Annotated in this window: 7 protein-coding genes; all 7 read left to right on the top strand. The window is 40.9% G+C overall.

Translation table 11 applies throughout. From position 1 onward, the window contains the following. The first annotated feature begins 4 nt into the window (after window positions 1-4). The 7 genes from BDD43_RS23545 (at window position 5) to BDD43_RS23515 (ending at window position 13,063) form a co-directional block, all read left to right on the top strand. Window positions 5-1,150, top strand: coding sequence for a FecR family protein (locus BDD43_RS23545; protein ID WP_121200321.1), 1,146 nt, complete (start codon window positions 5-7; stop codon window positions 1,148-1,150). Window positions 1,151-1,313: 163 nt separating this feature from the next. Then, on the top strand, window positions 1,314-1,661 hold the full coding sequence (locus BDD43_RS23540) for a hypothetical protein (RefSeq protein ID WP_121200319.1): 348 nt from the start codon (window positions 1,314-1,316) through the stop codon (window positions 1,659-1,661). Window positions 1,662-1,819: 158 nt separating this feature from the next. Beyond that, complete coding sequence (locus tag BDD43_RS23535) at window positions 1,820-4,660, top strand: heparinase II/III family protein (RefSeq protein WP_121200317.1); 2,841 nt, start codon at window positions 1,820-1,822, stop codon at window positions 4,658-4,660. A gap of 43 nt (window positions 4,661-4,703) precedes the next feature. Continuing rightward, a complete protein-coding gene (locus BDD43_RS23530; protein WP_121200315.1) occupies window positions 4,704-6,908 on the top strand; it encodes a GH92 family glycosyl hydrolase in 2,205 nt (734 codons plus the stop codon). 11 nt (window positions 6,909-6,919) lie between these two features. Beyond that, window positions 6,920-8,827, top strand: coding sequence for a glycoside hydrolase family 97 protein (locus BDD43_RS23525; RefSeq protein WP_121200313.1), 1,908 nt, complete (start codon window positions 6,920-6,922; stop codon window positions 8,825-8,827). A 44-nt stretch (window positions 8,828-8,871) separates the two neighbouring features. After that, window positions 8,872-10,116 (top strand): glycoside hydrolase family 88 protein, encoded by a 1,245-nt coding sequence (locus BDD43_RS23520; protein WP_121200311.1) that lies wholly within the window; start codon window positions 8,872-8,874, stop codon window positions 10,114-10,116. 478 nt (window positions 10,117-10,594) lie between these two features. Next, window positions 10,595-13,063 (top strand): TonB-dependent receptor, encoded by a 2,469-nt coding sequence (locus tag BDD43_RS23515; protein ID WP_121200309.1) that lies wholly within the window; start codon window positions 10,595-10,597, stop codon window positions 13,061-13,063.

Raw genomic sequence — 13,063 nt, 5'->3', positions numbered from 1 at the left:
TTTTATGACCAAAGAAGAGTATCTGCTTTTGTGTGAAAAGTATCTGTCAGGCAATGCTTCTACCGAAGATGAGGAGCTATTACTGAGTCATCGTGATGATTTTAACATCCAGGATTTTCATAATCATGATGAAATCGAGGATCAACAGCTGATCAAACAGAGAATATTTGACAGAATAGAGAGTACTAGGAATAACAACATTAAAAAAATGTTCCCTAAATACCGGTGGGCTGTTGCCGCATCGGTATTCATATTATTTGCAACCGGATTATTTCTATTTAAAAATACCGGGACACAGACCCACACAGTTGCCTCTGTGCCTCAGAAGGTAAAACCCATACTTCCCGGTGGTAACAAAGCCATACTAACATTGGCTGATGGTTCAACAATCGATCTTAATGCGGCAACCAACGGAATTATTGCCAGGAACGGCAAAGCTGCTATTACCAAAAAGCAAAACGGGCAGTTAATTTACTCTCAAAACCCTACAGCAAACGTTGTTGATAGCAAAACAGCCTACAATACCGTTAGTACGCCGCGGGGCGGCCAGTACGAGGTGGTTTTGCCCGACGGTACCCAGGTTTGGCTAAATGCTGCCTCCTCTTTAAAATATCCCACTCAGTTTAAAGGTATTGAAAGGCATGTTGTACTAAATGGGGAAGCTTATTTTGAGGTAGCGAAAAATAAAAACATGCCATTTACCATTGAAGCCAACAATGTAAACATTAAGGTATTGGGAACGCACTTTAATGTAATGGCCTACAATGATGAAACCATTGTTAAAACCACCTTACTTGAAGGTTCCGTGTTACTGAGTAACAGCACAAATAATGCTCTGTTGGTTCCTGGTCAACAGGCGAATGTGGAAAATTCGGGTGGGAAGTTTTTAGTGAATTACGTAAATACAGACGATGCCGTATCCTGGAAAAACGGGTATTTCACATTCAGGCGCGAAAATATGATTAGCATTATGAAAAAGGTAGCCCGCTGGTATGATGTTGATGTAACTTACCAAAACGACGTGAGCCGTGTGTCATTCGGCGGTACTGTTTCCAGAGCCAAAAATATTGAAGAATTACTAAATAAAATAGAATTAACCGGTTCCGTTCACTTTAAAATAGAAGGAAGGAGAGTTATTGTGAAGTTATAATTTTTACTTACTCCTTTGGTTATAAACAAACCAGGAGCGTTGGAGCGCCCCTGGTTATCAGTCCGTGAGAAGCTGAGTTAGCTAACCAATACCAATTGCGTCGAACAATCAATTATTTATTAACCTAACATTCAAATGTATAAATTTTTTACTGCATTTATATGTGGTACATGCTGCTTCGTCTAATACGGATGTGGGCTTTGGCGCCATCGGTTTCAAGGGCGACTCAGCCAAATGGGTAGCTTCCACATCCTTAACACACGTAGGCTTAGCCGCAGGCTACCCTGGCGATGATGATTGGGCTGTATCAAAACCGTTTGACCTGAGAACTGTAATGCCGGATAATAAAGGAGCGGTAAATATTAAGGCCATATATCAATCTGCTTTAACAACGTATACATACAATTACGCCTTGGCGGGTACATATAAAGCAACTTTTGTTGCCACCAATCAAAAACTTGGTGACCAAAAGCAAACGGTTAAACAAATTGAGATCACGGTTATCCCCTAATTAACCAAGCCATACCAGGTATAATAGGCCATACAAAGCCTATCATACCTTTAATTTTCTACCAATGGGTGCGTTTTGTTCGCTATAAAACACCTCTTGGCCTCAATGTATTTTGCATTTTCCACACCAATAAATTGACACAGCATACAATTCCACAAATGAATAGATCAGTAAAAAGTATAAAAAAGGCAGGCATATTATTACTAGCCGTTTTATTGACATACAAAAATGGTATGGCTCAGGTAATTGAAATACCACAGAATATTCCGGACGCTCATCCACGTATCTATGCCGAGACCAATGGGAAAATTAAAATCGATGCCAAATTAAAGAATGCCGAATGGGCAAAAGAGATACTGAGCAGTGTGCAAAATGATCTGGAACCTTATATGAAGCGCTTTGACCGGGATAGTACCTGGTTGGTATCGCGTTTACAAATGTACTGGAAGAGCCATCACACAGATATATACATTAAGGGCACTAAATTTTTAAGGGCCGAAGGGCATGCAGCAGTACCTACTGTGCGCTTTGCTGGTACCCGTGATTGGGCAACAAATTATAAAGTGCCCGATTTGGCCGCGCTAAAACCCTATGACGATAAGGATGACGGAAATGTTTTCATGATCGATCAGGCTAATAAGGGCGAATGGGTTACACCCGACAAGACAGGGCTGGTAATTGAACGGATTAATCAAAAAATACTTGAATTGGCGCAAAATGCAAGTTTTATGTATTGGTATAGTGGCGATGAACGTTATGCCAAATTTGCATCCATTGTACTTAAAACCTATATCAAGGGATTATATTATCGTCATCTGCCGGTTAACACAATTGATAGTCAGGAAAGTTACCTTACCGGATTAACTTCATTCGAGGTAATACATGAAGAAGCTGTGGTCCCCACTACGGTATGTTATGATTTTTTATATAATTATTTAAAAAAAACAGACCCGGATTTCAATACCAGATATGCGGCACCTGTTTTTAAAAAATGGGCAGATAATATTATTGAGAAAGGTGTTCCGGATAACAATTGGAATATTTTTGAAATGCGCTACTTATCCTATCTCGCGCTTGCTTTGGATAACGATAAAGATTATGCTGATGGTAAAGGCATATCTTACTATCTGGATGTTATTTACAACAAAAACTTCCCCCGCCAAACATCATTTACCAAAAGTTTAGAAGGGTTTGATAAAAACACCGGAACATGGCATGAAGCACCTGGTTATAACCTTCATGTGTGCGAAGATATGGTAGGAATTGTGATGTTAACAGATCGCGTGATGACAGGAAAGCTATTGCCCCTTTTTTCGATATTGAAAAAGGCGGTATTAACCACACCACAATACCTCTTTCCAGATAAAAGAATAGTTGCCTACGGCGATAGCCATTATGATATGTTGCCAGCGGGTAGTTTTGAGTTTTTTATATCCTTAGCCAGAAAGTATGGTAACATTGACGACGAAAAAAAATTTACAGCGTTACTTAAATACACCCAGGACGAACCTTTAAAACGAGCAAAGCAAAAGTCTCTTTTCAACCTTTTCTTTTATGTAGATAAACTTAAAGATACACCACCGGCAACACTCGCTGATTTTGCGGCACCAACTTTTTATGCCCCTAACCAAAGCTGGTTTGTTCAGCGGAATGGTTTTGATGAGAAAAACGGGCTTATGATATCCTCTAATGCTTCGGAGGGAAACCATTCGCATTCCAATGGCATTAATATGGAATTGTATGGAAAGGGTTATCCGCTGGCACCCGATTTTTCATCAGGCGAAAGTTACTGGCATCCTGGATACAGGGAGTTTTACGCTCAATTTGCAGCTCATAATACGGTAGTGGTAAATGGCAAATCATCGTATGGAACAATGTTAACTTCTATACCTTTTCAACTCAAGAGCTGTTACCCGGCTACAGAAAAAACGGAAAACTATTTTAAAGCAGTTACATTTTCCAATATCGCCTTTACAGAACCATCTACCAATGCAGCCCAATTGCGTTTACTGAGTATCATACGCACAAGCGATACCAGCGGTTATTATGTTGATATTTTCAGATCGAAAAAAAATGGTGGCGGTGATATCAAACACGAATACATTTATCACAACCTGGGCCAGCAGGCAAACGTTTTTGATATGAGATCAATGCAATTGTCGCTGATACCAACAAACGAACTTTCCTCGGCTAAAGGAGATGTTAAGGGCTATGATTATTATAAAGACAAAACTTATACCAGTTATAATCAGGATTTCAGAACCAATTTTCAATTGATTATGAAAGATGTGCCGGTGATACAAATGAACGTATGGATGAAAGGCGAAAGCGGCCGTCAGATATTTATTGTTAAGTCACCAAAATCGTACGCGCTAAATACGGGCGTTGTTCCAAATGAGATTGCAGAAGCCGAGGTCCCCACCCTGATCGTCCGCCAAAATGGAGAAGCGTGGACACATCCTTTTGCTGCAATTTTTGAACCATCTTATACCGATGGGCAAACCGTTACTTCAATGTCGGCCTTTAATTCCATTACCCATAATGCGGAGTTTGTTGGCCTTAAAGTTACCAACGTTAATAACACTAGCCAATTGATATTTTCGGATGTAAAGGGAGTGCAGTTAAACCAATATATGGATTTAAGCTTTAAAGGAACATACGCTGTTGCCTCTGATAAAAAGGGTGAAATGCAATATCTGTTTTTAGGTAACGGAACCTTATTTAGCAAGCAAGGATATGCGTTATCGGCTATAAACAAGCCCATTAGCGCGGCTTTATTGTTTGACAGAGGGACCCTGAAATTATATGCAGAGGATGCAATTAAACTTCTTTTACCTGTTACCGGAAATTCAAATCGTGTTTTTATTGAGATAACATCTAACGGCCAAACTCAAAAAATTGAAGGGCGAATTATAACATCGGGTGGCAGTAAACAGGCGGAGTTTATTGTACCTGGATTGCACGGGCAGGTATCCACTATCAAGCTCAAAAATTCCTAAATTAATTATTGATTTGATTTTAAGGCTGATAAAAAAATTGTTCATGAAAAAACAAATAAGTTTAATGCTGTTTTTGCTGTTTGCAGCCCTAGCTTCAAAGTCGCAAAACGGTCAAAAATCGTTAACTGGTTACGTAAATACATTTATAGGTGCTGCCGATAACGGCCATACTTTTCCTGGTGCAACTGTGCCTTTCGGAATGATACAGGCAAGCCCCGAAACGGGTAATTGTAGCTGGGATTATTGCTCGGGGTACCGCTATGAGGATAAAAAAATATGGGGCTTTGCACAAACACATCTCAACGGAACCGGAGTTCCGGATCTTGGTGATATCCTGCTTCAGCCATTTACCGGATCAACCGAACGTGAAAATTACCATAGTGCCTATGCTAAAAAAGTTGAAATAGCAAGCCCGGGATATTATAGTGTAATATTAAGTGATTTTGATGTTAAAGTGGAGCTAACCGCTACAGCACATACCGCTTTCCATCAATACACCTACCCAGCCAATAAAGGCGCAGCCAAACTATTGGTTGATTTACAATCAGGCCTGGTATCGTCACAAAAGCAGTTACATGAGCATGTGATAGAGAATAAAGTAACGTTTGAGGGCGACGATGCTATTGTAGGCTACAGCCGGGTAAAACAATGGGTTGACAGAAACTATTACTACGTAATTATATTTAACAAGCCTATTTTTAAAACAACACTTTTACCAAAAACAGCAGGTGACAAGGCCCCCCGGTATGTGTTTGATTTTGATTTAAAGCCCAGCGAAAAGCTTAAGGTTAAAATAGGTATATCGTGCGTTAGCATAGCGGGTGCAAAAAACAACTTACAAACCGAATCTCCGGGATGGGATTTTCAGGAAATACATCATAACGCTGTAAAAGCCTGGGATCGGTATTTATCACGAGCAGAAGTGCAAGGTACTCCAAATCAAAAAGTTAGTTTTTATACTTCGTTATACCATTTGTTTATCCAGCCAAACAATATTGCCGATGTTGACGGGCAGTATCGTGGTGCTGATAACAAGGTGTATAAAAGCCTTTCAAAAACATACTACTCTACCTTCTCGTTATGGGATACTTACCGCGCCGCGCACCCGCTGTACACAATTTTAGCACCCGAAAAAGTAAACGATTTCGTCAACACAATGCTTATGCATTTTGACAGGCAAGGTTATTTACCGATATGGACACTTTGGGGAAAAGAGAATTTTTGCATGATAGGAAACCACGCCGTCCCCGTTATTGCAGATGCTTATTTAAAGGGTTTTAGAGGTTTCGACGCCGAAAAAGCTTTCAACGCAATCAATTCATCGTTAACCACTAACCACCCAAAATCGGAATGGGACATCTACAATAAATATGGATACCTACCTTTCGACCTCGTAAAAGAGGAATCTGTATCCAGAACATTGGAATATGCTTATGATGATTATTCGGCCGCTCAAATGGCGAAAGCGTTGGGTAAAACCGAAGAATATGCTTATTTCAAAAAACGGTCTGATTTCTATAAAAACTTGATAGATCCGGAAAGTACTTTGATGCGTGGCAAAGATTCTAAAGGGCAATGGCGCACACCTTTTAACCGCTTTCAGCTTTCACACGCGGGCGATGCCGGAGGAGACTATACCGAAGGGAACGCATGGCAATATACCTGGTCTGTTCAGCATGGCTTTACCGGGCTTACCGGTGCAATGGGCGGTAAATTAAAAACAGCACAAAAGCTCGACTCGTTATACAAATTAAAACCGGTACAGCAAGGGAGCGGCTTTGTAAGTGATGTTACAGGCCTGATAGGGCAGTATGCACATGGCAATGAGCCGAGTCATCATGTAGCTTATTTGTTCGCTTTACTGGATAAGCCAAGCCGCACACAGGAGTTGGTTCGCGAGATCAACGATAAGTTTTACCTAAATAAACCCGATGGCTTGTCGGGCAATGATGATTGCGGGCAAATGTCGGCCTGGTATGTGTTTACTGCCATGGGGTTTTACCCGGTAAACCCCGTAGGCGGGCAATATGTTTTGGGCGCACCTCAACTACCCTATATCTCAATACGGGTTACGGATAATAAGCGATTTACGGTTACTGCCGAAGGATTATCAAAGCATAACAAGTATGTTCAGAAAGTTTATTTAAACGGTAAAGTATATCATGGGCTATTTATAAATCATAAAGATATTATGAATGGCGGTACACTGAAATTCATGATGGGAAACCGGAAAAGAGATTTTATCTAAATTTTAATGCAATGAAGAAAGAAACAAATCAAGTTCTGCTCAAATTGGTATTGAGCACACTTTTAGGCTGCTTTACAAGCTTAGGCTGCTTAGCGCAAACCATTGAAAACATAGTTGTAAAATCTCCAGATGAAGGTTTGAAGGTTGCAATTTTTATTAAAAAGGATGCAGCCGGGGTATCAAAACTCTATTATTCGGTTGCTAGCAGGGCAGAACAGGTTATTTTGCCATCTGAGCTGGGAATTGGTATTTGGAATAACGATCTGCAAATCAAAAGCGCTCTTAGTTCCCACGTCAACAATACATGGAAACCGCTATACGCCGAACGGAATAACATTAAAGATGAATATAATCAAACAATTATCACGCTTAATAAAGTGGGTATCAGCGATGAATTGCAAGTAATTTTCAGGGCCTATAACGAGGGGTTTGCATTACGTTACAAATTTCCTAAAATCAACCAAGCAGAGAGATACTTCCCCGTTACATCAGACAATACACAATTTACCTTTCCCGAAGGAGCTACGGCTTGGTTTGAGCCCGCGGTAGAAAGCCCATACATGTGCCTTCCGCTAAAAAATTGGCCAGGACAATCTGAAGGGCCATTAACCCTTAAACTTAAAAGCACCCTATATGTTGCTTTGGGAGAAGCTGCGCAAATTAACTTCCCCATCATCAAATATTCGGTTAAAGCAGAAAATCCTAATACAATTTTTTGCAACCTGCAGAGTGCTGTTCCCGATAGCAAAAACGGCAGTTTAATAAGCCCTTGGCGCTATGTATTGATTGCCGAAAAACCGGGCAAGCTTTTGGAAAATAATTTTTTGGTGCAGAACCTGAATGCACCTAGCCAGATAAAAGATACTAAATGGATAAAACCAGGCAAAATGATAAGGGAGGTAAGCCTCTCTTATCAAGGCTGTAAAAAACTTATAGATTATGCATATGAACATCATGTTCAATACATTTTACTGGATGCTGGTTGGTACGGTGCAGAATTTAGGTCGAAAGAACTATCAGATGCTACAAAGCCCAAACCAGAACTGAACCTACCAGATATTTTGGCTTATGCGAAAGAAAAGCATATAGGCATATGGCTCTATGTTAATCGTGTTGCCTTGGATGCACAGTTAGATGACATTTTGCCCCTATATGAAAAATGGGGTGTAGCCGGTATTAAATTTGGATTTGTTAGAGCTGGAACATTTCAGGCCATATCATGGCTTCATGATGCTGTGCAGAAATGTGCGCAGCACCATTTAATGGTTGATATTCATGATGAGTACCGGCCATCGGGTTACACCAGAACATATCCCAATCAATTAACGCAAGAAGGCGTAAGAGGCAACGAACAAATGCCCGATGCCAATAACAACACCATATTACCATTTACCAGGTTTATTGCCGGACCGGCAGATTATACTTTATGTTATTATGATAAACGAATAAAAACAAGCCGCGCACACCAACTTGCTTTGGCTGCAGTATATTATAGCCCCTTACAAACGCTGTACTGGTATGATAAGCCCTATGAGATTAAAGCCGGACTCGAGCTGGAATTTTGGGATAAGATACCTACCGTTTGGGATGACACCCACGTTGTTCAAGGCGAAATAGGGCAATACATTACAGTGGCACGGCGCTCTGGCAATGCATGGTTTATAGGGAGTTTAACCAACAATGATGCTCGTGAGCTACAATATGCATTAACATTTTTAGAGGCTGGTAAAAAATATATTGCCACTATTTACTCCGAAGACGACAAAGCGACAGCTATAAAGCAGGCGGTTAAGGTGGATAGGTTTATAGTAACCTCGTTATCGATGATAAAAATGAACCTCACCGCCGGAGGTGGTTGCGCGGTAATGATTGAACCTGCCGACCAGCATAATAGTAAAGGAATCGTCAACCTGCCTTAATACGGAGAGTAAATTAAACTTTTAAAAAAAAACCATCAAAAAAAATGACATCCATTTTTAAATACAGAAGCCTTTATTTATTAGTTATTATGCTTTGCGGCTTTCAAAACAGTACTAATAAAAGTTTGCTGGTGCAGCAGGCCATTGGTATAGCCAAACAGCAAATGCTGGGGATGATAAACGAGGTAGGCAATCGTAATGGCTTTCCCCGGTCGGTAAATGTTGATGGAACTTTACGATTGGTTAATAAATATGATTGGTGCAGCGGCTTTTTTGCCGGTAATTTATGGTATACCTACGAAGCGACCGGAGACAATACCTTAAGGAAAGAGGCTACACGATTAACCGATTCGTTAGAACCCCTTAAAAACTATACCCTTACACACGACCTTGGCTTTATGATGTATTGCAGTTATGGCAACGCTTATCGTTTAACTGGGGAAAAGCATTATAAAGATGTGCTTATCCAGGCTGCCAAATCACTAAGTTCGAGGTATAGCCCCGTTGTAAAATGCATTAAATCATGGGATGATGCTACCTCCTGGAGAGACCATTCTAAATTTGATTACCCTGTTATTATTGATAATATGATGAATTTGGAACTCTTGTTTTTCGCATCCAAGGTAACCGGAGATCCATCATTTAAAACGATTGCCATAAATCACGCGCTAACAACTTTGAAAAATCATTTACGTTCTGATTATAGCGCTTATCATGTGGTAAACTACTATTCTAAAACCGGGAAAGTAAAAACAAAGGAAACCAATCAGGGGTTTTCTGATAATTCGGCCTGGAGCCGGGGGCAGGCCTGGGGTATTTATGGTTTCACGGTAGCCTACCGTGAAACTAAAGACAAGCGTTTTTTAATAGTGGCTCAAAAAATGGCAGAATACTTTATCAATCATAAAAACCTACCTCAAAACAAGATACCATATTGGGATTTTGATGTCAATAAACCAGGTTTTAAATCTAATTGGAACTACAATGCTTCAGAATATAAAATTCCACCCCGGGACGCGTCTGCGGCGGCAGTTGTTTGTTCGGCTTTATTTGAGCTATGTAAATATTCAGGAGCTAAGAATAGCTTTTATAAAAATACCGCTGTGCAAATCCTTTTGGAATTAGCATCAGAATCTTACCTGGCCAAGCCGGGCAGTAACCATCATTTTTTACTGATGCATTGCGTAGGGAACTATCCTTTGCATAGCGAGATTGATGTACCCTTGGTTTACGCCGACTATTACTTTTTGGAAGCATTATTACGCTATAAAAAAAGTAATGTAGATTGATTCCCGATGTGGAAATAGAAACCATACAATGAATATCAACCTTGTTAACCCTCAATAAAATATTTATCAAAATAGTTATTACATAAATTTCCGTAATCTGTCACACAAACAGTTAATGATTTCCCCCGGTCTGCATTGCTGGCTGCGGGAATGATAGTCAGAGTGGATAAACCGATAGCACTGGCCCCTCTTCGCCGATTTATTTTCTTTTCATAAAAGCCTGAACTTAAGCACTAAAGGTGGTTGTTTTTAAATTGGCCAAACGGGGTTAATCAGGTGTGGTTTATCCACTCTCTGATACCTTTTTTGCAAAAATTTAAGTCGTTGTCAGCCACAGGAAGAATTAAAATCTTACGGTCGCAATATCGCGCCGCTGTTTACGGTGGAAATGGATATACAGATTCTCTACAATTTTTTTTTGGTAGACATTTAAAAAAATCGCTATAATTGCAGTATTATTTTTAATTAGTCTAAATAAATGAAAAATAAACTTACTACACTGTTTACATTTTTAATTCTTCTTTCATCCCTTTTTGCTTATGCTCAGCAAGGCGCAACCCCCGCAATAATTAGTGGTTATATCCAAAACAGCAACGGGGAAGGTATAATTGGCGCTACCGTATTGGTTACAGGTACAACAATATCAGCCGCAACAAACACAAGCGGGGCTTACAAGTTACAGTTACCTGCGGGTAAATATATCTTGCGCTATTCCTATATAGGGCTTAACACCGTAAACAAAGAAATAGAAATCTCTCAGGGAGCTAACCTGAAACTTAATGTACTGTTAACCTCAGGCAGCAATCCATTACAGGGTGTGGAAATTACCGGGCGAAAGGAAAAAACCTACAAAACCAAGTCAACCTTTATAGGTAATAAAACCGAAACAGATATTAAGGATCTCCCCCAATCGGTTTCCTATGCCAGTAAAGAGCTCATGGCCGATCAGGGTGCCGTACGTGTAGGCGATGTGGTTAAAAACTTTAGTGGTGTTAACCAGTTTACTTTTTACGATGACCTCACCATAAGGGGCTTCCGCGTTAACGGCCAAAGCAATACACAACTGGTAAACGGTTTGCGTACCAGTACCGGTTTCTGGAAGCAACCGCTCACTAACTACCTTGAACGTGTTGAAGTACTCAAAGGCCCTTCGTCTGCCTTGTATGGTAATGCAAGCCCTGGCGGCGTGGTAAACCGGGTAACCAAAAAACCGCTTGATGAAACCCGGAAATCGATCAGCCTTTCTATGGGCAGTTTCGATACCTTCAGGGCACTTGCCGATTTTACGGGCCCGGCCAATAAAGATAGTTCGCTATTATACCGCTTAAACCTTGGTTATGAGGATGCCAATTCATTCCGGGATCTTCAATTTGATAAAAACGTTATCGTTGCGCCCTCGCTTTCTTTTATCGCCTCGCCTAAAACACGCATCAATTTTGATTTGGTATACAATAACTCTCACAGTAGGCTCGATCGCGGGCAGGCGGTAATTGGCAACGATCTTTATTCAACCCCTCAGTCGCTCGCGTTAAGTGCCGGCAATGATTTTTTGAATGAGCAGACCTATATTGTTACGCTATCTTTAAATCACCAGTTTAACAGCAAATTAAGCTTTAATGCGGCCTACTCTAAAACAGGCTATCAGGAAGATCTTTATGAACACCGCAGCGCTAATGCTTATGCAAAAGATAAGCTTGGTAATGATATACCTAACCTGGTTGCCATGCAGATTTTCCAGCGCAAGCGAAAACGCTACATCGACAATTTTAGCGGTTACTTTAACTACAACGAAAAAACAGGCCCAATTGAGCATAAAATAGTAGTAGGCTACGATTACGGCAGCGAGAAAATGCCTGTTGGTGCTTCGCAACTCACCGCATCTGGCTACCGGAATGCGTCTAATACCGGCACAATTGCCAATTACGTTGCCAAAGACAGCCTTAAATATTTGAGGGATACCAAAGGCAACCCGGTGCCTAATGTGGCATCGTTTAACCTGAATGATGTTTTAAACTCCCAGCGTCTGCAGGACGATAGCAAGTCCTTTTTCGCGCCAACTGCACTGTCGCCAACTTATTATTACCTCAATGCCGGTTATGTGCAAGATCAGTTAAAGCTTGGCCGCCTGCAAGCCCTGGTTGGCATACGTTATGAGTACTATACCGATTTTGTAAACTATGCTTCGCCAACACAAGAGGCAACGCATTCGAGTGCCTGGCTACCCCGGTTTGGCCTGGTTTATTCGGCATCTAAAAACATCAATATTTATAGCACTTATGTTATGGGGTACAATCCTCAAACGGCAGCAACCTTAGCCAATCCTAACGCCGGCGGGCCATTTGCCCCCGTAACCAGTAACATGATAGAGCTTGGGGCTAAAAGCAGCTGGTTGGACGACAGGCTTTCTATCACCACATCTATCTACCAGATAGAACAGAACAATACTTTGTATAATGCTAATGTAGCTGGCCAACCTGACTTGTTAAGGCCTGTAGGTAAAGAACGTTCGAGAGGTTTTGAATTTGATATTACCGGCCGGATTACCCCATACTGGAGCATACTGGCTTCTTATGCTTACAATGATGCAAAGATAACAGAAAGCGGTATCGCTACAGAAGTTGGGCAGCAAAAGCCAAACGCACCTAAAAATATGGCCAATATATGGACACGCTATAATATCACAAATGGAACGTTAAGCGGCCTGGGCCTGGGTTTAGGAGCTAATTATGTAGACAAACGGATGCTCTCCATCAATGTAACGCAAAGTATACCGTCTTACACGTTGGTTGATGCCGCCTTATTCTACAACATCGGCAAAGTGCAATTGCAGTTTAACGCCAATAACCTCACTGGCAAAAAATACTGGGTGGGCGGGTATGATTATATACGGTTGTTCCCCGGCGCGCCATCCAACTACCTGCTAACCTTAACTTACACTTTCAACTAA

This window comes from Mucilaginibacter gracilis (assembly GCF_003633615.1).
Taxonomy (GTDB): domain Bacteria; phylum Bacteroidota; class Bacteroidia; order Sphingobacteriales; family Sphingobacteriaceae; genus Mucilaginibacter; species Mucilaginibacter gracilis.
The sequence above is the reverse complement of the archived record's forward strand: the minus strand, read 5'-3'. Positions and strand labels throughout refer to the sequence as shown.

Bases quoted from the DNA above. Each gene is read 5' to 3' on its own strand.
- BDD43_RS23545 (WP_121200321.1), top strand. From the start codon at position 5: ATGACCAAAGAAGAGTATCTGCTTTTGTGTGAAAAGTATCTGTCAGGC.
- BDD43_RS23535 (WP_121200317.1), top strand. From the start codon at position 1,820: ATGAATAGATCAGTAAAAAGTATAAAAAAGGCAGGCATATTATTACTA.
- BDD43_RS23530 (WP_121200315.1), top strand. From the start codon at position 4,704: ATGAAAAAACAAATAAGTTTAATGCTGTTTTTGCTGTTTGCAGCCCTA.
- BDD43_RS23525 (WP_121200313.1), top strand. From the start codon at position 6,920: ATGAAGAAAGAAACAAATCAAGTTCTGCTCAAATTGGTATTGAGCACA.
- BDD43_RS23520 (WP_121200311.1), top strand. From the start codon at position 8,872: ATGACATCCATTTTTAAATACAGAAGCCTTTATTTATTAGTTATTATG.
- BDD43_RS23515 (WP_121200309.1), top strand. From the start codon at position 10,595: ATGAAAAATAAACTTACTACACTGTTTACATTTTTAATTCTTCTTTCA.